Origin of the sequence: Celeribacter sp. SCSIO 80788 (assembly GCF_051054295.1) — a bacterium.
In the GTDB taxonomy this organism is placed as follows: Bacteria; Pseudomonadota; Alphaproteobacteria; order Rhodobacterales; family Rhodobacteraceae; genus Celeribacter.
Genome location: NZ_CP150482.1, coordinates 1757085 through 1776077, shown reverse-complemented (window position 1 = coordinate 1776077; position 18993 = coordinate 1757085). Strand labels below are relative to the sequence as shown.

Below are 18993 nucleotides of genomic sequence, written 5' to 3'. Positions count from 1 at the left end.
CCATGGGGAGGGCGCTGCGATCTGTCTACGGGGAATCTGCCGCAAGCTGCTGTTGTTTTTGCACAGCTCAGAGGGCGTCTCGTGCGTTTCAGGCGGTTTCGGATTGCACGAAAATTGCAGATTTGCATTTTTCAGCACATTGATTTTGCATGTTTTGCAAATCTGCCAGAACTTGCTTTGAAAGAATATTTCGCTGTCATATGGTGCCCGCGAAATGACGAGGAGGCTTACCCGTGAAAGACATCATTAAAGAACTTCACGATCGCCGCGACGATGCCCGCCTGGGAGGGGGACAGCGTCGCATTGACAGTCAGCATGCCAAGGGCAAGCTGACGGCGCGTGAACGGATCGAACTTCTGCTCGACGAGGGCAGCTTTGAAGAATTCGACATGTTCAAAACCCATCGCTGCACCGAATTCGGCATGCAGGACAGCAAGTTCCCCGGCGATGGTGTGATCACCGGCTGGGGTACGATCAACGGTCGTATGGTCTATGTCTTCTCGCAGGACTTCACCGTGTTCGGCGGCTCTCTGTCCGAAACGCACGCCCAGAAGATCTGCAAGATCATGGATATGGCGGTGCAAAACGGCGCGCCGGTCATCGGTCTGAACGACTCGGGTGGCGCACGGATTCAGGAAGGCGTCGACTCGCTTGCGGGCTATGCCGAAGTGTTCCAACGCAACATCATGGCCTCGGGCGTGGTGCCGCAGATCTCCGTGATCATGGGGCCGTGTGCGGGCGGTGCCGTGTATTCGCCGGCAATGACCGACTTCATCTTCATGGTGCGCGACACCTCCTATATGTTCGTGACCGGTCCCGACGTGGTGAAAACCGTGACGAACGAGGTGGTGACCGCCGAGGAACTGGGCGGGGCCTCCACCCACACCAAGAAATCCTCCGTCGCCGATGGCGCGTTTGACAATGACATCGAGGCGCTCTCCGAAGTGCGTCGCTTGGTCGATTTCCTGCCGCTCAACAACCGTGAGAAACCGCCGGTGCGTCCGTTCTTCGATGCGCCCGACCGGATCGACGATGCGCTCGACACGATCATCCCGGACAATGCAAATACGCCCTACGACATGAAGGAAGTGATCCACACGATCGCGGACGAGGGCGATTTCTACGAAATTCAGGAAGATTACGCCAAGAACATCATCACCGGTTTCATCCGCCTCGAAGGCCAGACGGTCGGCGTGGTGGCGAACCAGCCGATGGTGCTGGCGGGCTGTCTCGACATCGACAGCTCCCGTAAGGCGGCGCGGTTCGTGCGGTTTTGCGATGCGTTTGAAATTCCGGTCCTGACGCTGGTCGACGTGCCGGGCTTCCTGCCGGGCACCTCGCAGGAATACGGCGGCGTCATCAAACACGGCGCGAAGCTGCTCTTTGCCTATGGCGAAGCGACCGTGCCGAAAGTGACCGTGATCACCCGCAAAGCCTACGGCGGTGCGTATGACGTGATGTCGTCGAAACACCTGCGGGGCGACATGAACTACGCCTGGCCGACCGCCGAGATTGCCGTGATGGGCGCGAAGGGCGCGACCGAGATTCTCTATCGCTCCGAACTGGGCGATGCGGAGAAAATCGCGGCCCGCACCAAGGACTATGAAGACCGCTTCGCCAACCCGTTTGTGGCGGCCGAACGCGGCTTTATCGACGAGGTAATCCAACCACGCTCGACCCGCAAACGGGTGGCCCGTGCCTTTGCGTCCCTGCGCAACAAAAAGCTCGAGAACCCGTGGAAAAAGCACGACAACATTCCGCTCTGAGCGGGATTGTGTGACCCGCGAGTGATCCCCGAGAGACCCCATGGCCCGCCATGACTGGCATATCCTGAAAGACGAGGGCGCGCTGACCTTGGCGCGCCGTCTGCCCGCACGTTTCGATGTTGCCGTCACGGCGGTGATCGAAGGGGGCGCGGGGCTGCGCAAATCGCGCATCGCCACACAGGTGCGACAGGATATGTGGCGCAGCCTGCAAAACCTGCGGGGCTTTGCCCCGGTGGTGCGGGTGGCGGAGCGGGGGGAGGATCTTGAGATCACCGCCGGCGGCACAGTCGCCGGACGGTTTCCGAAATCAGACACCGAGGCGCGCATTCGTGCGCTACTCGACAGTCAAGACCACCGCATCCGTTGGGTCCGGTTCGCCAGGGAGGCCACAAGATGATTGCACGTCTGTCCGCATGCGCCGCGCTGGCGTCCGGGGTTGCTTTTGCGGCTTTTGCCGAACTGTCCCCGCTTGAGGCGCAAGAGCTGAGCGTGCCTTCGGGTCAGCCGGTAGAGTTTTTCGAGACCGTGATGGACCAGCCTGCCATGGGCCTGACCGCGCGGTTTAGGTTTTTGGCGCCCGAATTGCCCGCTTATCTGGAGCGACTGAACTACGAAGAACTGGAAGCCGATCTCTCGTCGCTTTGCGTGAGCTATGCCCTGCCGCGGCTTGGTGCGTCTGTCCCCGCAATGGTCGTTATCTCGCTCTCTGCCGCGCCCACGGAATTCGGCGCTCCCGACCCGGATGTGGCGCAGGTGTTCGAAGCCTATCGCCCGGTGGGCGAGACCTGTGAATGGGAGGCGTTCTGATGCGCTCGGCCGAGATGTCTTGCTTGGAGTTCGCCCCGACATTTTATGTCTTTGGAGGTGCGGGGGCTGAAAATAAATTATTCGGCCGGAATCTGTGCTATGGTCCTCTTCACAAAACCAAACGCGACAGAAGAGGTACCTTATGTTCAATCGTTTTACGTTCGCCTTCGTCGGTGGAATTGGATTGGTGTTGGCCGGATGTGCGCCTGCACCGGCCCCGGCACCAATCTATCCTGAGCCGACTTTCGACAAGTTCGGCAATCTTCAATACAGTTCGGAGGACAGCTGCGTGCCGATCCGCCCGGAGCAGTTCGACCCGACGCAGGGCTACTATGTCAACGATGGGCTTCTGCCCTGCTGCCCGCCGGGGTCGGAGTTCAATCAGCGCACCATGGAATGTGTGCCGATTCCTCAGCGCCCGAATGACGATGACGATCGTCCGTCTGGCGACCGTCCGACCGGGACCCAGACAGACCCCACACGCGCCTAAACGCATCTTCGGCATCCTCCCGCTGGTGTGTCAGACCGGGAGGATGTCATGATGAAATTCCATATGTTTTCCAATGGCCCACGGCCGGTCGCACCGTTCTCGCATGCGGTTGAGGACGACGGCTGGGTCATTCTGACCGGTCAGATGCCGACCGATCCGAACGCTCCGGATGCGCCCCTGCCCGAAGGTATCGCGGCACAGACCCGGCGCGTGATGGACAATCTCCTGCTGATCCTCGGCGAATTGGGGCTTGGTGCGGCGCATATCGTGCAGTGCCGGTGTTTTCTGACCGAGTTTGAACGCGATTACGCCCTGTTCAACGAGACCTACAAAAGCTACTTCCCGGCCGACAGGCTTCCGGCACGCACCACTGTGGGCGTGACCGCGCTGGCCGTTGGCGCTCTGGTCGAGATCGACCTGATCGCCCGCAGACCTGACGAGGGAGACAGCTGATGGCACGCGACTACATGTTGAAACACAAAGGATTTCCGGGGCGGCTTCCGGGCTCGGATTACCAGTTTACGATCCGCCGGGCGAACCCCAAAGGGGTGACACCGCTCAAGGGGCTTGAGCGCTACAAGGACCGCAAATCCGCCGACAAACGCGCCGATGCGGCCTTTATGGCGGCCCTTTGGGCGCATTTCGGCGAAGAGGAATTCGAGCGCGGCAATCTCGATGCCGGGCGGTTGTCCTGGCTTTTCGGTCGCGAAGTTGTGCCCGCGGATCCCGAAACCTTCGATCCGGCGTCCTATGAAGCGCTGTTGAAGATCAACGTCAAACGGGCCATGGCGGCTTTCCCCGAAGTGTTCGCCGAAGGCGGGGACGAAGACGAAGAGATGCCGGACTGGGACGCCATGTGGAATGGCGACGACGGCGATTACGATGAGGATATGGACGACTGATGCGCGGGTTTTCGCTTGGCATTCCGGGGTTTGCGCAAACTGCTGCCGAAAATGGCGGGCAGGGTGGGCGTGCCCTTGTGAGCATGGCCGGGCGGGTCCATCTTACTCACAGGCCGCACGGGACCAGCAACCCGTCGACCTGTTCTGAAAACCGTTACCCTTCCCCTCTGGCGAGGTCCGTGCTTCCCCCGCACGGCCCTCGCCTTTCTTTCCCTGACCTTGGGCGTTCTTCCGCCGAGGGGCTTGACGGGGCATTTCGCGGCTTTGCGCCCGCGCGCGATTGCGTTAGAATCCGCTCAGTATCAACCAAATCACGAGCAGAAAAATGCGCAAATCCATTCTCATTTCCGCCCTCGTCTCCGTTGCGGCCCTCGCTGGCTGCATGCAGACCGATGGTGAACGTGCCCTCGCCGGTGCGGCCGCAGGCGCCGTCGTGGCCGACGCGACCGACAACAATGTGCTCACCGGCGCGGCTCTCGGCGCGCTCGCTGGCACCTATTGCGACGACGCAGGCATCTGTAACTAATTCCATTCGTCTGACCGGCGCGTTCTCGCGTCGCGATGCTATGAAATCGAAAAGCTCTCCGGACCTTTGCGTTCGGGGAGCTTTTTTCGTGACTGTAACCCAAGAGACAAGTTCCGGTCCCGCGCTTGGCGCGTCTGGCCGGAGCGGACTGATTTGAGAAAGGGAGAGGGCAGGACATGTTCGACAAGATCCTGATTGCGAACCGCGGCGAGATCGCTTGCCGGGTGATGAAAACCGCCAAGAAGATGGGGATCAAAACGGTCGCCATTTATTCGGACGCGGACAAGAACGCGTTGCATGTGGCGATGGCCGACGAGGCGGTGCATATCGGCCCGCCGCCGGCGAACCAGTCTTATATCGTCATCGACAAGGTGATGGACGCGATCAAGCAGACCGGCGCACAGGCGGTGCACCCGGGTTATGGCTTCCTGTCCGAGAACTCGAAATTCGCCGAGGCGCTGGCGGACGCGGGCGTGGCCTTCGTCGGGCCCCCGGTCAAGGCGATCGAAGCCATGGGCGACAAGATCACCTCGAAAAAGATCGCTCAGGAAGCCGGTGTAAGCACCGTTCCGGGTTACATGGGGCTCATCGCCGATGCTGACGAAGCGGTGAAAATCTCCAACGAGATCGGCTATCCGGTGATGATCAAGGCCTCCGCTGGCGGCGGCGGCAAGGGCATGCGGATCGCATGGAACGACGAGGAGGCGCGGGAGGGCTTCCAGTCGTCCAAGAACGAGGCGGCCAGCTCCTTTGGCGACGACCGGATTTTCATCGAGAAATTCGTGACCCAGCCGCGCCACATCGAAATTCAGGTGCTCTGCGATGCGCATGGCAATGGCGTTTACCTCAACGAGCGTGAATGTTCGATCCAGCGCCGCAACCAGAAGGTCATCGAAGAGGCGCCGTCACCCTTCCTCGACGAAGCCACCCGCAAGGCGATGGGCGATCAGTCTGTCGCGCTGGCGAAGGCGGTGGGCTACACCTCTGCGGGGACCGTGGAATTCATCGTCGATGGCGACAAGAACTTCTACTTCCTCGAAATGAACACCCGTCTTCAGGTGGAACACCCGGTCACTGAGCTGATCACCGGCATCGACCTTGTCGAGCAGATGATCCGCATCGCCAATGGCGAGCCGCTTTCGATCACTCAGGACGACGTGAAAATCAACGGTTGGGCGATGGAAAGCCGTCTCTACGCCGAGGACCCGTATCGCAACTTCCTGCCGTCCATCGGGCGTCTGGCGAAATACCGTCCGCCGGAAGAGATTGTCACCAAGACCAATATCGTGCGCAACGACACCGGCGTCTATGAGGGCGGCGAGATCTCGATGTATTACGACCCGATGATCGCCAAGCTCTGCACCTGGGGGCCGAACCGTCTGACGGCAATCGAGAACATGCGCAATGCGCTCGACGGTTTCGAAGTTGAGGGCATCGGGCACAACCTGCCGTTCCTCTCGGCGGTGATGGATCACCCGAAATTCGTCTCGGGCGACATGACCACGGCCTTCATCGCCGAGGAATATCCCGAAGGGTTCCAAGGGGTTGAACTGCCCTATGAGGAACTTGAGCGGATTGCTGCGGCGACGGCGGCGATGTATCGCGTGGCGGAAGTGCGCCGGGCGCGAATTTCTGGCCGGATGGACAACCACGAACGCCATGTCGGTGGCGATTGGGTGGTGCAGATCGGCGATCATGACTTCCCGGTGCAGGTCGAGGCGGACAAGCGCGGTTCCACCGTTCTGGTGAACAACACGCGTCACCGCATCGAAAGCTCTTGGACGCCGGGGCAGACGCTGGCCCTGATCGACATGGAACACGGCACGCTGACGCTCAAAGTGGGCGACATTCCGGGCGGTTTCCGCATCCGCAACCGCGGCGCGGACCTCAAGGTCTATGTGCGGACGCCGCGGGCGGCCGAGCTGTCGAAGCACATGCTCGAAAAGCTGCCGCCGGACACCTCGAAACTCCTGCTCTGCCCGATGCCGGGCCTTCTGGTGAAGGTCAATGTCGAGGTTGGCGACGAGGTTCAGGACGGTCAGGCGCTTTGCACCGTCGAGGCGATGAAAATGGAAAACATCCTGCGCGCCGAGCGCAAAGGGATTGTTTCCAAGATCAACGCCAAGCCGGGCGACAGCCTTGCCGTCGATGAAGTGATCATGGAGTTCGAATAATCCATGGTGGCCGGGCGGGCATATCCGGGGCGGCGAGACGCAGAGACTGGACAAATGTTCTCATTTTGTTCTAGTCTGATTGCGTCTGCCCCCTCCCGTCTGCCCGGTCATGTCCCAGCTTTCGCATCTGCGCGTTTCGACGCTTTTCTTCGATATGAACAGCTACTACGCCTCCGTGGCGCAGGCCGAGGAGCCTGCGCTGATGGGGCGGCCCGTCGGCGTTCTGACGACGGACGCGCCGAATGCGGCCTGTATCGCGGCGAGTGTCGAGGCAAAAAGGCGTGGCGTGCGCATGGGCACGCGTCAGGACGAGGCCCGCAGGCTTTGTCCGGGGATCGTTTTTCGTCCCGTCAAACACGACATCTGCGTCGACTATCATCATGCGATTTTGCGGGCGGTGGAAACGGTTATTCCCGTGCATCGGGTCTGGTCGATCGACGAATGTTCCTGTCTTTTGATGGGATCGGAGCGGGACCTGTCCCGGGCTTTGGAAATCGGGCGGGCGTTGCAAGAGGCGGTGCTGGGGATCAGCCCGGCCTTGCGCTGTTCCGTGGGGCTTGGGCCGACGCGGCTTCTGGCGAAGATCGCCGCCGAGCTGGAAAAGCCGATGGGACTCAACTGGCTCACGCCGGAGGTTTTGCCGGAGAAGATCGCGCATTTGGCGCTGGACGATTTGCCGGGTGTGTCCTGGCGGATGAAAGCACGGCTGGAGGCGGCGGGCATTGCGGATGTGGGGACGCTCTACCACATCGCGCCGAAACGTGCCCGCGCGATCTGGGGCAATGTGGCGGGGGAGCGGTTTCTCCGCGAGCTGCGCGGCGAGACAGTGGTTTGGCCGGAGACCAAACGCGGAATGATCGGGCACGGGCAGGTGCTGACGGGGCCGAACGCAACGCCCGAGGGCGCGCGGCTTGTGACCCGGAGACTGCTTGTGAAAGCGGCGGCACGTTTGCGCCGCGAGGGGTTCTTTGCCCGCAGCCTGTCGATCAGCGTCAAAGGCGGGGACAAGAGGCGACAGTATCGCGACAGCACATTGCGCGCGACGCAGGACACGTTCTTTCTTTTGGAAATTCTGGCGGGGCTTTGGGACGAACTGACACCTGGCTCTCGCCCGAAAGCCGTCTCCGTGACGCTGGGCGGGCTGATCCGGCAGGCGCGGGTGATGGACGATCTCTTCGCGCCCACACAGGACCGCGCGCCACTGTGTCTGGCCATCGACCGGCTCAACCAGCGGTTCGGTCAGGACACGGTGCGCTACGGTCTTCTGCCGCCGCATCACGTTCCCTATACAGGGGCGAAAATCGCCTTCGGGCGCATTCCGCTGGCCGAGGATTTTCGCGAGTAGCTCAGCGCCCGCTTTCCAGTTCCTGCTGCCGGAGCGGCGTCTTGTCGATGGCGCGGGTAATCTCGCGCACATCCCACGGGTCGGGTTTGCGGAGCATCACGCGCCCGTCCTTGTCGACGATCACCAATGCGAAGCCGCGCGGGCGCAATGCGGTGCGGAGCGGCGAACGGGCCTCCGGGTCGGTGTCGGACAGGACCACCACGTCACGCTCCAGAAGGGCGTCGGGACGGGCTTCGAGAAGTGAGATCTGTTCATTGTACGACGGGTCCAGCGTGCTGTCGGCGAAGACGGCGATGATGCGGGACTGCCATTTGAATGTGGAAAGCTCGGTGTCTCCGGCGCTCTGGATCAGCGGAGTTGCCTCCGCCTCCAAGGCTGTGTCCTCCTGCGCCAGAAGTGGGGCGGGAATCAGAAAAAGCGCTGTGATGGCGGCGAGATAGATTTGTTTCATCGGTCCTCCCGGGGTGTCCTCTATATAGGGCGACGGGACGACCAAACCAAGGTTGAACGTGCCCTCACGGGGGTATGAGAGGAAAACGGGAAGGAGCCTGACGATGACGGACAGGAAAAAATGGGAAGAGCTTGCCGAGAAGGAGCTTCGTGGCAAGCCGCTTGAGAGCCTTGAGTGGGACACGCTCGAGGGGATCAAGGTCAAGCCGCTCTATGCCGAGGACGATCTCGAAGGCATGGCGCATCTCGGCAACACGCCGGGGATGGAGCCGTTCACCCGTGGGGTGAAGGCGACGATGTATGCGGGCCGTCCCTGGACCATCCGCCAGTACGCGGGCTTCTCGACCGCCGAGGAATCGAACGCCTTTTACCGCAAGGCGCTGGCCGCCGGTCAGCAGGGCGTCTCGGTCGCTTTCGACCTCGCCACGCACCGCGGCTATGATTCCGATCACCCGCGCGTGGTCGGCGATGTCGGTAAGGCCGGTGTGGCGATCGACTCTGTCGAGGATATGAAAATCCTGTTCGACGGCATTCCGTTGGACAAGGTCTCCGTGTCGATGACGATGAACGGGGCTGTTATTCCGATCCTCGCGAGCTTCATCGTGACGGGCGAAGAGCAGGGGCATGATCGTGCGTTGCTCGCAGGGACCATTCAGAACGACATTCTGAAAGAGTTCATGGTGCGCAACACCTATATCTACCCGCCGGAACCCTCGATGAAGATCATCGCGGATATCATCGAATTCACCGCCAACGAGATGCCGAAATTCAACTCGATCTCGATCTCCGGCTATCACATGCAGGAAGCGGGCGCGAACCTCGTGCAGGAACTGGCCTTCACACTGGCCGACGGGCGCGAATATGTTCGGACTGCGATCAAGGCGGGGATGGATGTCGATAAATTCGCAGGGCGTCTGTCGTTCTTCTTCGCGATTGGCATGAACTTCTTCATGGAGGCCGCAAAACTGCGGGCCGCGCGCTATCTCTGGACCCGCGTGATGGACGAGTTCGAGCCGAAGCTCTCCAAGTCCAAAATGCTGCGCACCCACTGCCAGACTTCGGGCGTGTCGCTGCAAGAGCAGGACCCCTATAACAACGTCATCCGCACCGCCTATGAGGCGATGTCGGCGGCTTTGGGCGGCACGCAATCGCTGCACACCAACGCGCTCGACGAGGCCATCGCGCTTCCGACCGAGTTCTCGGCACGCATCGCCCGGAACACGCAGCTGATCCTTCAGGAAGAGACCGGGATCACCAATGTGGTCGATCCGCTCGCGGGCTCCTACTACGTCGAAAGCCTCACTAAGGAACTGGCCGACAAGGCCTGGGCCCTGATGGAAGAGATCGAGGAAATGGGCGGCATGACCAAGGCCGTCAACTCCGGTATGCCGAAACTCCGCATCGAGGAAACCGCCGCGAAACGTCAGGCGATGATCGACCGCGGCGAAGAGGTGATCGTCGGCGTCAACAAATACCGCAAGGACAAGGAAGACCCGATCGACATTCTCGACGTGGACAACGTGGCCGTGCGCAACAGCCAGATCGCCCGCCTCGACAAGATCAAAGCCACCCGCGATACGGACAAGGTCGACGCGACGCTTGGCGCGCTGGAGCTTGCTGCGCAATCCGGCGAGGGCAACCTCCTTGCGCTGGCGGTCGAGGCCGCCCGTGCGCGTGCAACCGTTGGGGAGATTTCGATGGCCATGGAAAAAGCATTCGGACGTCACCGCGCCGAGGTGAAAACGCTCGCCGGTGTCTACGGCGCAGCCTACGAGGGCGACGAGGGCTTTGCCCAGATCCAGAAAGACGTCGAAACCTTTGCCGAGAAAGCCGGGCGTCGTCCGCGGATGCTCGTCGTCAAAATGGGTCAGGACGGCCATGACCGCGGCGCGAAAGTCATTGCCACCGCCTTTGCCGACATCGGCTTTGATGTGGACGTCGGTCCGCTGTTCCAGACGCCGGAGGAGGCGGCTCAGGACGCCATCGACAACGACGTGCATATCGTGGGGATTTCCTCGCAGGCGGCGGGTCACAAGACGCTGGCGCCGAAACTGATCGAAGCGCTGAAAGAGCAGGGCGCCGAGGACATCCTCGTGATCTGCGGCGGGGTGATCCCGCAGCAGGATTACCAGTTCCTCTATGACGCAGGCGTCAAAGCGATCTTCGGGCCGGGGACGAATATCCCGGCAGCGGCGCGCCAGATCCTCGATCTGATCGCGGTCGAGTGAGACCGAGTATTTAAACTGCAATGAAAAAGGGCCGGGGGATCGCTCCTCCGGCCCTTTTCTTTTGGGATGGCCGACGCGTTAGTGTGCGGCGTTCTGAACCTTGGGAGCGGTGACTTCGGCCTCTTTCAGCGCCGGTTTGTCCGTTGCCGTCGGGGCAAGTTTCAGCACGGTAAAGCCGATGATCGCGGAGATCACGGAGCCCGACAGCACACCGATGCGCACTTCGTTCATGTGGAATGCATCCTCGAAGGACAGCCCGCCGATGAACAAGGACATGGTAAAGCCGATGCCCGCGAGTGCCGCGACGCCATAGATATGGAGCCAGGTCGCGCCGAAGGGTTTCTTGGCGACGCCGAATTTCACCAATAGCCAGGTCATGCCAAACACGCCGATTTGTTTGCCGAGGATGAGGCCCAAAGCGATGCCCAGCGGCAGCGGGGAGAACACATCGGCCAGCGTTACGCCCGTGAGCACCACGCCTGCGTTCGCGAAAGCAAAGATCGGCACGATCAGGAAGAACACATAGGGCGAGAGCGCGTTTTCAAGCGCATGCAGCGGCGACTTGCCCCATTTGTCCTTCATCGGAATGAAGAAGGCGGTGATCACACCCGCGAGTGTCGCATGCACGCCGGATTTCAGCACCAGAACCCAAAGCACGGTGCCCAGAAGGATGATCGGCGCAATGCGGTGAATGCCCGCGCGGTTCAGGTAGAACATGATCGCCAGCGGAATGACCGCAAGGAACAGGTAATCCAGATGCAGTTCGGCCGTGTAGAAGAACGCGATGATCAGGATCGCGCCGAGGTCGTCGAGGATCGCCAGCGTCAGCAGGAAAACCTTGAGCGAGGACGGCACGCGGTCGCCGACCAAAGCCAGAATGCCAAGCGCGAAAGCGATGTCGGTCGCCGCCGGAATGGCCCAGCCGGAATGGGTTTCGGGCGAAGAGATGTTGAGGGCGAAATAGACCACGGCGGGCATGATCATGCCGCCGACGGCGGCCATGCCGGGCAGAACCACGTCGCGCGGGTTCTTGAGTTTGCCTTCCATCAGCTCATGTTTGAGCTCAAGGCCCACAAGCAGGAAAAACACGGCCATAAGCCCGTCGTTGATCCAGAGGATCAGCGGCTTGGAAAGGCCGGTTTCGCCGATCTGAATGGTGAAATACGACGACAATGCGCCATCGTAATAGGGATAAAGCGAGGAATTGGCCACGAACATGGCAGCGACGGCGGCCACCATGAGCACGATACCGCCTGAGATCTCACTGTCGAAGAACTGTTCCAATTTGCGCAGGAGCATTGTCTTTTTCTGGTCTTTCCTGAAAGTTGATTTAAGGGTGCGTTATAGGGAGATGGGGACTCGTCTCCAAGGTTTCAATAAGGGCAATAACAATGACCTACCGGATTGATCATCTGGTGATTTCCGCCTCCGATCTGGAGCAGGGCAAGGATGCGATGGAGGCTTTGCTTGATGTCGAATTCGGCCCGCGCGGGGTGCACAAGGATATGGGCACGGAAAACGTGCTTGTGGCCATGGCGCGCCCGGATGGCAGTGACGCCTATCTCGAGGTGATTGCGCCCGACCCGGCAGCGAGACGCCCCGATTTTCCGCGTTGGTTCGATCTGGACAACTTTGGCGGCCCGCCTCGGCTGACGAACTGGGTTGTGTCCTGTCCTGATCTGGAAGACGCTTGGGAGCTGGCTCCCGCCGATGTCGGGCGGATCATGTCGTTTCAGCGCGGGGACTATGCCTGGCGGATGATTGTGCCGGAGAGCGGTGTTCTGCCATTTGATAATTGCTTTCCGGCGTTGATCGAATGGCATTCGCCGCGACCCGTTCCGGGGCTGCCCGATCCGGGCTTGGCCCTGCGTCGGTTGAAGATCACGCACCCGGAAGCTGAAGAGTTGCGCGAGGCGCTCGCGCCGTTCGTGTCCGCCATGGAAAATGTTCGAATTGTGCAGGCCGATACGCCGGGAATGACCGCAGAGATTGGCACGCCGTCAGGGGAGATCTGGATCGCATGACCGAGAAACCGTTTTTGCGCGTGGCGCTGGCCGAGGATGCAAGCGCTCTCAAAGCCATTATGGCGCCTGTGATTGCCGAGTCGACCGCCTCGTTTTCCTCTGAGGAGCGCGACGAGGCCGAATGGGCCGCGATGGTCGAAGATCGTCTGGCGCGGGGCCGGGCGTTTTACGTCGCCGAGATCAAAGGCGAGGTGGTGGGCTATGCCACCTATGACAATTTTCGCCCAAAGAATAACGGCTATCGTTTCACCATGGAGCATTCCGTTTACCTCAACGACGCGGCGCAGGGGCTTGGGCTTGGCCGGACGCTGATGCTCATGGTCGAACAGCATGCACGTGAGGCCGGACATCATTCGATGATTGCCGCCATCGATGCCGACAACACCGGCTCCATCGCCTTTCACAAGACGCTGGGCTATGCCGAAGCCGGGCGCATTCCGCAGGCCGGGTTCAAGTTCGACCGCTGGCTCGATGTGCTCTTCCTACAAAAATTCCTTTGAACTCACGGATTTGTCGCGGGACTTGACCGGGCTTCGCGGATAAACTGCGGCTATGTCGATCTGGACCCGCATTCTCGAAGCGCTCAAGGCGCTTGGCGCAGGTGAAAGCCTCGCCTCGGTGTTCGAGCAGTTCCGCTCGGAGCCGGAGCGGCGCATGGGCTTTACCATCGCGGTGATCGGGCTTGGCGCGAAGATGGCCAAGGCCGACGGGCTTGTCACCCGCGACGAGGTGACGGCATTTCGCGAAGTGTTTCAGATCGCGAAAGAGGACGAGGCCGCCGCCGCGCGGGTGTTCAACCTCGCCCGGCAAGACGTGGCGGGGTTCGAGGATTACGCCAAAAGCGTCAAGAAAATGTATGGCGATGAATGCCGTCCGTTGATGGATTTGATGGATGGGCTGTTCCATATCGCCATGGCGGATGGCGAGTATCACCCCGGTGAGGATGCCTTCCTGACTCGTGTTGCCGAGATTTTCGACATCGAGGACCGGGCGTTCCGAATGCTGAAGGCGCGCTATGTGCCGGAGGCGGCGCGCGATCCCTACGATGTGTTGGGGGTCGATCCTTCGGCCTCGCTCGAGGAGATCAAGAAGGCTTACCGCGCGCTCGTGCGCGAGACACACCCCGACCGGATGATTGCCCGCGGCGTGCCGGAAGAGGCGGTCAGGCTGGCCTCCGACCGGTTGGTGGAGATCAACGCCGCCTGGGAGGAGATCGAAGCGGAGCGGGCGGCATGACGATCCGGGTCGCCACCTACAATGTCGAATGGTTCGACAACCTGTTCGACAACACGGGGCGGCCTCTGGCGGACGATGCTTGGTCGGCGCGGCATAATGTGACCCGCGAGATGCAGCTTGAGGCCCTTGGCAAGGTGTTCACCGCGATGGATGCCGATGCGATCATGGTGATCGAGGCGCCGGACACCAACCGCCGCCGCGACACCCGCCGTGCGCTTGAGCAATTCGCCGATTGGGCGGGGCTTCGAGCCATGGCCGTCGAGATCGGCTATGTCAACGAAACCCAACAGGAAATCGCCCTGATGTACGACCCGCTGGTGCTACGCGCCCGGCACGATCCGATGGGCGCGCCTGCGGGATTGGGGGACAATTTCGAACCGCCCGCGTTCAACTCGATCTACAGGCTCGATCTCGACACCGATAGGGACCGGGAGGAAGTGCGGTTTTCCAAGCCACCTCTGGAGCTGGCGATGGAGGTGCGTGAAAGCGGGTTTGCCTTTCGCATGATCGGTGTGCATGTGAAATCCAAGGCACCGCATGGCGCGCGCAACCGCGATGACGTGATCCGCATCTCGATTGAAAACCGGCGCAAGCAACTGGCGCAATGTATTTGGTTGCGCGAGCGGGTGGAGGGGCATCTGGAGGCGGGAGAACCCTTGATCGTGCTGGGCGACTTCAACGACGGGCCGGGGCTCGATGAGTATGAGAAACTCTTCGGGCGCTCGGGCGTCGAGATCGTCATGGGGCGCGAGGACCCGGATGTGCCGCCCGAGATGCGGCTTTGCGATCCGCATGCGACGGAGGCGCTGGCCCGGCGCGGCAATCAGGGGCCGACCTCGGCGCGGTTCTATATCGACGAGGAAGAGCGCTATCTCTCGGCTTTGCTCGATTACGTCATGGTCTCGCAGGATTTGAAAGACGGCGCGACATGGCGCATCTGGCATCCGTTCGACGATCCGCTCTGTTTTGGCACGCCGGAATTGCAGCAGGCGCTTCTGACCGCTTCGGATCATTTCCCGGTCACGGTCGATCTCGATCTTTAAGACATGAGGCAGGGGTGAAAACGTCATGAAAAGCCCTTATATGAAGGCCATGAAACGGATTGCTCTGATCATGATGCTGGTGGCGGGGCCTCTGGCCGCCGAGGATGCCGGACCGTCCGAGGGATCGGAAGGCTGGACTATGTTGCGCGAAGGGTCCCGGCTTTTGTTGCAGCAGTTGTTCGAAGAAATGGGACCTGCGCTTGAGGATCTCGAGGGCTTCGTCGACGATCTGGGGGCCTATGAAGCGCCGGAAATTCTGCCCAATGGCGACATTCTCATCCGGCGCAAACCGGAACGAGGTGTGCCGGAGCCGGACGCTCCAGAGGAGACCCCGGACGACGAGGGCATGATCGAGCTCTGAGGGTTACGCCTTGGCGTGGCGCACATGCGGCGTCGCACCTAGGCTGCTGGCGAGCGACTGAAAGCGTGCGTTTGTGACCTCGCCAAAGAGGTCTTCCGCTTCGGGGCTGAGCGTCAGGATCAACTCCTTGCGCTTCGGGAAATAGTCGAGTTTCGCCACATCGGTCGGCGTATCGACGGCAAACATCGCGCCAAAGCGCATCGCCTTGCCCAAAACCTCGGCATCGCGGATTTCCTTGTCCGACAGCATCTCGATCAATTCGGCGAAGGGGGTATTCTCTCGCGAATTCTTGTAGCGATGCAAAAGTGCCAGCCCGAGGAAAATCCGCTCGTTATGGGTCAGCCCGCCGAGATTGGCGCGCGTGGCATTGTCGAAACACACCTCTGCGCGATAATCCGGATGCGCGCGCCAGGTCACGTCATGGAGCAGGCAGGCGGCGCGGATCAGTCGCATCTTTTCATACTGACGGGCGCGGAACACCGGTTCGATGAAGGCATGCAGACGCTTGCCGAAGCCCGGCATGCGCGCGTCCTTTTGTTCGGAAAACCGGCAAGCCTCGATCAGCGGGTCGCGGGCGCGCACGCTTTCGGGCATCTGTTCGTAGAGTAACCCCTCGCGAATGCCGTAGGACGAGATGCAGATCTCTTTCGGATGGAAGGTGCGCACGATCTGGCGCAGCACCTCGGCGGCAATCGGTACAAGCGACATGCGCGCCGTCGAGGTGCCGGTTTTTGCACGCAAATCGGTCATGTCGCTTTTGCGGATGAACTTGATCGTGTCGGTTACCGAGCGGCTCGACATCCGGTATTCATGCAGCACATGCAGCGGGTAATTGCGCCGCTCCATGTCGATGCGGGCGATGGCGCGCCAGGAGCCGCCGACGAGATAGATCCGCTTGTGATCCGTGCCCATGGCGGTGGCCAGATCCTTCATGATCGGCGCGATATGGTCCTTGAGACCAGTGCGTCCGCCAGTGAGGCCGAGAAGTTTCAGCGGTCCGAGTGGCGAGGTGATACGTTTGCCGACAATGCCTTTCGAGACGATCGCCAGTTCCATCGATGAGCCGCCGATGTCGCAGACCAGCCCGTCCGCCTCCGGCCAGCCCAGAAGCACGCCCTGCGCCGACAGCCGGGCCTCTTCCTCGCCGTCGATGACCCAAAGGCTGAGGCCGGTCTCCCGCTCGATCTCCTCCCGAAAAGCGGGACCGTCCTCAGCCTCCCGTACCGCAGCGGTCGCAACCGCCGTCAGTGGTGGGATTCCCATGCCTTCCGCCAGTTTCTGAAACCGGCGTATCGCGGACATGGCGCGGATCTTGCCTTCCGGGTTGAGATGCCCGGTTTCCCGAAGCCCCGCGCCCAGTCCGCACATGATCTTTTCGTTGTAAAAATAGGCCGGGCTGCGCGCTGCGCCATCGAAGACCACAAGACGTACGGAGTTCGAGCCGACGTCGACAACGCCGACACGCGACAGGGCGCGGGCTTCCTGATCGAGGAACAGCGGTCGTCCGAATATGCCCCAATCCTGTTGCCCAGGCTCGGTGCGCGGAAGATCGGTCATATCAGTCACGGTGTGTCCTCTGGATCATGTCGGGCATTTTCGGTCCGGCAGGGCGACAGTGCCAAATGCCCCGGCCTTCGTCAATCGCATGATTATTGAGCGAAAACAAAACTTTCCCGCAGGATCAGTCGTCTTTCGGGAAAAACTGGGCGGCGAGGTTTCGTGAGATCGGTTTGCCAGAACGCAGCGCCGCCTCGTCGAGCGTTTCTACCATCCGCCGTGCAGCCTCCGCCGAGCGTTCCATGCGCTTGACCAGCCAGAGGATCAGCGTGCCGGGCACGGCGATCTGCCGGTCGTCGAACTGTTTGACCAGCATGGCGGTGAGCAGCTTGTCATCGGGCGCTTCGATCCGGGCCACGGTCGTCCCTTGCATGCGCGAGGCGAGATCGGGCAGGCTGAGCGTCCAGTGATTGGGCGCACTCTGGGCGGTGAGCAACAGCCGCCCGCCTTCGGCCAGCGTCAGGTTGTGCAGATGAAACAGCGCCTCTTCCGAGCGTCGGGCATCGGGCAGGGTGGGCAGGCGGTCGGCGTCTTCGATGACGACGAAACGACGGGCTGCAAGGGCGGGGATGTCGGCTTCCGTCAGCGTTTCTGCCGGGACGATCACGGCATCATGGTCGCTGGCCCAGACATGCGCCATATGAGTTTTGCCCGCACCCTCGGGGCCGATCAGCACGAGCTTGCCCGAGGGCCAGTTGTTGACGGCGTCGAGCGTGGCCATGGCGACGGCATTGGAGGGCGAGACAAAAAACGCATCGCGCCCCAGCGCCTGACGCACCGGCAGATCGAGGATGAGCTGTTCGGCCATGGTCAGATGTCGTCGTCCGAAAGAGGCTGATTGGATTCGAGGCCGCGGTAGAGGCGGCTGTCGTGATATTGTTCGATGGCGAAGCGGGCCACCACGCCGAGGGCGGCGGCCACCGGAACGGCAACCAGCATGCCGACGAAACCGAAGAGTGTGCCGAAGGCGGACAGGGCGAAGATCAGCCAGACCGGGTGCAGCCCGACAGAGGAGCCAACGAGGTTTGGCGTCAGGATATTGCCTTCGACGAACTGGCCCACGGCGAAGATCGCGGCGACGGCGATGATCCATTGCCATTCGCCCCAGAACTGAAAGAGCGCAAGCCCGATGGACAACAGTCCGCCGACAATCGCGCCGACATAGGGGATGAAGGTCAGGGCCCCGGCCAGCGCGCCCGCGACGAGGCCGAATTTGAGGCCGACGAGCATGAGGCCCGCAGCGTAGAATGTGCCGAGGATCAGGCAGACCGTGCCTTGCCCGCGGATGAAGGAGGCGAGTGTGCGGTCGATGTCGGCGGCGAGACGGCGGATCACAGGAGCGTGGTCGCGGGGCAGGAGTTTGTCGACCTCTGCCACCATGCGGTCCCAGTCCATCAGCAGATAAAAGGTGATGACGGGGACGAGCACCAGCAACATCACCACGTTGAACAGGCTCATGGCCGAAGCCAGCGCCCCGGAGAGCAATGCGCCGCCCTTCGACTGGATGGTTTCGCCGATCTGCATCAGCGTCTGGCGCAGCTGGCTGTTTTCGTCGAGCAGGACGGGGAATTTTTCGGTCAGAAATGTTTGCAGATTGTTGATCAGATCCGGCGCGCTGTTCACAAGGTCCGTGGCCTGTTTCACCAGTGTCGGAATGACGAGTAGCGCCATGAGGACAAAGAGAATCGCGGCCACCAGCGTGATCACGATGGTGGCGGCGATTCGGCTCAACCCCCAGGTTTCGAGGCGATCCGCCACCGGATCGAGCATATAGGCGACCGCCATGCTGAGCACGAAGGGCAGGATGACATCCCCCATGAGCCACAAAAGCGCCAGAAACACCACCGCAGCGGTGCCCCAGTATTTCATTTGATCACGGACCGGTAACGCCATACTCGCCTTTCCATCTTTCCCTTCATATCGCCCGCGCAGAGACGGGTTTCAAGGGGAAGAGGCCGTGGGGATCATCTTGCCTGTAGTAAACGCGTCTCGAGAGAGGGAAGAAGATGGAATGAGAGGCAGAGAGTGCTCTTTTGCAGGATCGGCGACGAAGGTTTGCACCAGCGCGCGGGAGGCGTTCGCGG

20 protein-coding genes are annotated in these 18993 nt (G+C 61.2%); 15 read left to right on the top strand and 5 right to left on the bottom strand.

Translation table 11 applies throughout. From position 1 onward, the window contains the following. Positions 1–233 precede the first annotated feature (233 nt). From V1471_RS08915 to V1471_RS08875, 9 genes are all read left to right on the top strand, one after another. Positions 234–1766, top strand: a complete 1533-nt coding sequence (locus tag V1471_RS08915) for an acyl-CoA carboxylase subunit beta (protein WP_434288108.1) — start codon at positions 234–236, stop codon at positions 1764–1766. A 40-nt stretch (positions 1767–1806) separates the two neighbouring features. Continuing rightward, the gene (locus tag V1471_RS08910; RefSeq protein WP_434288107.1) at positions 1807–2163 is read left to right on the top strand and encodes a hypothetical protein; all 357 of its coding nucleotides are present in this window, start codon (positions 1807–1809) and stop codon (positions 2161–2163) included. Next, positions 2160–2573: a DUF6497 family protein gene (locus V1471_RS08905; protein ID WP_434288105.1), complete on the top strand. Its 414-nt coding sequence runs from the start codon at positions 2160–2162 to the stop codon at positions 2571–2573. Before V1471_RS08910 ends, V1471_RS08905 begins: the two co-directional genes overlap by 4 nt. Positions 2574–2715: 142 nt before the next feature. Further along, a complete protein-coding gene (locus V1471_RS08900; RefSeq protein ID WP_434288104.1) occupies positions 2716–3063 on the top strand; it encodes a hypothetical protein in 348 nt (115 codons plus the stop codon). 48 nt (positions 3064–3111) lie between these two features. Beyond that, positions 3112–3516, top strand: coding sequence for a RidA family protein (locus tag V1471_RS08895; protein ID WP_434288102.1), 405 nt, complete (start codon positions 3112–3114; stop codon positions 3514–3516). Positions 3517–3530: 14 nt separating this feature from the next. Continuing rightward, positions 3531–3965: a hypothetical protein gene (locus V1471_RS08890; RefSeq protein WP_434290908.1), complete on the top strand. Its 435-nt coding sequence runs from the start codon at positions 3531–3533 to the stop codon at positions 3963–3965. Between the two features lie 325 nt (positions 3966–4290). Next, entirely contained in the window at positions 4291–4491 is a 201-nt protein-coding gene (locus tag V1471_RS08885; protein WP_434288101.1) for a hypothetical protein, read from the top strand. A 176-nt stretch (positions 4492–4667) separates the two neighbouring features. Beyond that, positions 4668–6665 (top strand): acetyl-CoA carboxylase biotin carboxylase subunit, encoded by a 1998-nt coding sequence (locus V1471_RS08880; protein ID WP_434288099.1) that lies wholly within the window; start codon positions 4668–4670, stop codon positions 6663–6665. A gap of 109 nt (positions 6666–6774) precedes the next feature. Further along, positions 6775–8010, top strand: coding sequence for a DinB/UmuC family translesion DNA polymerase (locus V1471_RS08875; protein ID WP_434288097.1), 1236 nt, complete (start codon positions 6775–6777; stop codon positions 8008–8010). Between the two features lies 1 nt (position 8011). On the opposite strand, the gene V1471_RS08870 is transcribed toward V1471_RS08875, so the two are convergent. Further along, complete coding sequence (locus V1471_RS08870) at positions 8012–8461, bottom strand: DUF4174 domain-containing protein (protein ID WP_434288095.1); 450 nt, start codon at positions 8459–8461, stop codon at positions 8012–8014. A 103-nt stretch (positions 8462–8564) separates the two neighbouring features. Between V1471_RS08870 and scpA the strand changes: the two genes are divergently transcribed. Continuing rightward, positions 8565–10688 carry a methylmalonyl-CoA mutase gene (scpA, locus tag V1471_RS08865; RefSeq protein WP_434288093.1) on the top strand — a complete coding sequence of 708 codons (2124 nt, stop codon included), beginning with the start codon at positions 8565–8567 and terminating at the stop codon, positions 10686–10688. 78 nt (positions 10689–10766) lie between these two features. On the opposite strand, the gene nhaA is transcribed toward scpA, so the two are convergent. Continuing rightward, positions 10767–11987, bottom strand: coding sequence for a Na+/H+ antiporter NhaA (nhaA, locus tag V1471_RS08860; protein WP_434288092.1), 1221 nt, complete (start codon positions 11985–11987; stop codon positions 10767–10769). A gap of 92 nt (positions 11988–12079) precedes the next feature. Between nhaA and V1471_RS08855 the strand changes: the two genes are divergently transcribed. Genes V1471_RS08855 through V1471_RS08835 form a run of 5 tightly spaced genes read left to right on the top strand, consistent with a single transcriptional unit; the run spans position 12080 to position 15352 of the window. After that, a complete protein-coding gene (locus V1471_RS08855; protein WP_434288090.1) occupies positions 12080–12712 on the top strand; it encodes a VOC family protein in 633 nt (210 codons plus the stop codon). Then, on the top strand, positions 12709–13212 hold the full coding sequence (locus V1471_RS08850) for a GNAT family N-acetyltransferase (protein WP_434288088.1): 504 nt from the start codon (positions 12709–12711) through the stop codon (positions 13210–13212). Before V1471_RS08855 ends, V1471_RS08850 begins: the two co-directional genes overlap by 4 nt. A 52-nt stretch (positions 13213–13264) precedes the next feature. After that, complete coding sequence (locus V1471_RS08845) at positions 13265–13948, top strand: TerB family tellurite resistance protein (protein WP_434288087.1); 684 nt, start codon at positions 13265–13267, stop codon at positions 13946–13948. 2 nt (positions 13949–13950) lie between these two features. Next, entirely contained in the window at positions 13951–14991 is a 1041-nt protein-coding gene (locus V1471_RS08840) for an endonuclease/exonuclease/phosphatase family protein (RefSeq protein WP_434290906.1), read from the top strand. A 25-nt stretch (positions 14992–15016) separates the two neighbouring features. Continuing rightward, the gene (locus tag V1471_RS08835) at positions 15017–15352 is read left to right on the top strand and encodes an AAA+ family ATPase (protein WP_434288085.1); all 336 of its coding nucleotides are present in this window, start codon (positions 15017–15019) and stop codon (positions 15350–15352) included. 3 nt (positions 15353–15355) lie between these two features. Here V1471_RS08835 and V1471_RS08830 read toward each other — a convergent pair whose 3' ends face one another. The 3 genes from V1471_RS08830 to V1471_RS08820 form a co-directional block, all read right to left on the bottom strand. Beyond that, entirely contained in the window at positions 15356–16909 is a 1554-nt protein-coding gene (locus tag V1471_RS08830; RefSeq protein WP_434290904.1) for a Ppx/GppA family phosphatase, read from the bottom strand. A gap of 124 nt (positions 16910–17033) precedes the next feature. Beyond that, positions 17034–17717 (bottom strand): chromosomal replication initiator DnaA, encoded by a 684-nt coding sequence (locus tag V1471_RS08825; protein ID WP_434288084.1) that lies wholly within the window; start codon positions 17715–17717, stop codon positions 17034–17036. A 2-nt stretch (positions 17718–17719) separates the two neighbouring features. Continuing rightward, the gene (locus tag V1471_RS08820) at positions 17720–18802 is read right to left on the bottom strand and encodes an AI-2E family transporter (protein WP_434288082.1); all 1083 of its coding nucleotides are present in this window, start codon (positions 18800–18802) and stop codon (positions 17720–17722) included. Between the last annotated feature and the right edge of the window lie 191 nt (positions 18803–18993).

What these genes read in the sequence shown, in the direction of transcription:
- V1471_RS08910 (WP_434288107.1), top strand. Translation starts at nt 1,807, where the DNA reads ATGGCCCGCCATGACTGGCATATCCTGAAAGACGAGGGCGCGCTGACC.
- V1471_RS08905 (WP_434288105.1), top strand. Translation starts at nt 2,160, where the DNA reads ATGATTGCACGTCTGTCCGCATGCGCCGCGCTGGCGTCCGGGGTTGCT.
- V1471_RS08900 (WP_434288104.1), top strand. Translation starts at nt 2,716, where the DNA reads ATGTTCAATCGTTTTACGTTCGCCTTCGTCGGTGGAATTGGATTGGTG.
- V1471_RS08895 (WP_434288102.1), top strand. Translation starts at nt 3,112, where the DNA reads ATGATGAAATTCCATATGTTTTCCAATGGCCCACGGCCGGTCGCACCG.
- V1471_RS08890 (WP_434290908.1), top strand. Translation starts at nt 3,531, where the DNA reads ATGTTGAAACACAAAGGATTTCCGGGGCGGCTTCCGGGCTCGGATTAC.
- V1471_RS08885 (WP_434288101.1), top strand. Translation starts at nt 4,291, where the DNA reads ATGCGCAAATCCATTCTCATTTCCGCCCTCGTCTCCGTTGCGGCCCTC.
- V1471_RS08880 (WP_434288099.1), top strand. Translation starts at nt 4,668, where the DNA reads ATGTTCGACAAGATCCTGATTGCGAACCGCGGCGAGATCGCTTGCCGG.
- V1471_RS08875 (WP_434288097.1), top strand. Translation starts at nt 6,775, where the DNA reads ATGTCCCAGCTTTCGCATCTGCGCGTTTCGACGCTTTTCTTCGATATG.
- V1471_RS08870 (WP_434288095.1), bottom strand. Translation starts at nt 8,461, where the DNA reads ATGAAACAAATCTATCTCGCCGCCATCACAGCGCTTTTTCTGATTCCC.
- scpA (WP_434288093.1), top strand. Translation starts at nt 8,565, where the DNA reads ATGACGGACAGGAAAAAATGGGAAGAGCTTGCCGAGAAGGAGCTTCGT.
- nhaA (WP_434288092.1), bottom strand. Translation starts at nt 11,987, where the DNA reads ATGCTCCTGCGCAAATTGGAACAGTTCTTCGACAGTGAGATCTCAGGC.
- V1471_RS08855 (WP_434288090.1), top strand. Translation starts at nt 12,080, where the DNA reads ATGACCTACCGGATTGATCATCTGGTGATTTCCGCCTCCGATCTGGAG.
- V1471_RS08850 (WP_434288088.1), top strand. Translation starts at nt 12,709, where the DNA reads ATGACCGAGAAACCGTTTTTGCGCGTGGCGCTGGCCGAGGATGCAAGC.
- V1471_RS08845 (WP_434288087.1), top strand. Translation starts at nt 13,265, where the DNA reads ATGTCGATCTGGACCCGCATTCTCGAAGCGCTCAAGGCGCTTGGCGCA.
- V1471_RS08835 (WP_434288085.1), top strand. Translation starts at nt 15,017, where the DNA reads ATGAAAAGCCCTTATATGAAGGCCATGAAACGGATTGCTCTGATCATG.
- V1471_RS08830 (WP_434290904.1), bottom strand. Translation starts at nt 16,909, where the DNA reads ATGACCGATCTTCCGCGCACCGAGCCTGGGCAACAGGATTGGGGCATA.
- V1471_RS08825 (WP_434288084.1), bottom strand. Translation starts at nt 17,717, where the DNA reads ATGGCCGAACAGCTCATCCTCGATCTGCCGGTGCGTCAGGCGCTGGGG.
- V1471_RS08820 (WP_434288082.1), bottom strand. Translation starts at nt 18,802, where the DNA reads ATGGCGTTACCGGTCCGTGATCAAATGAAATACTGGGGCACCGCTGCG.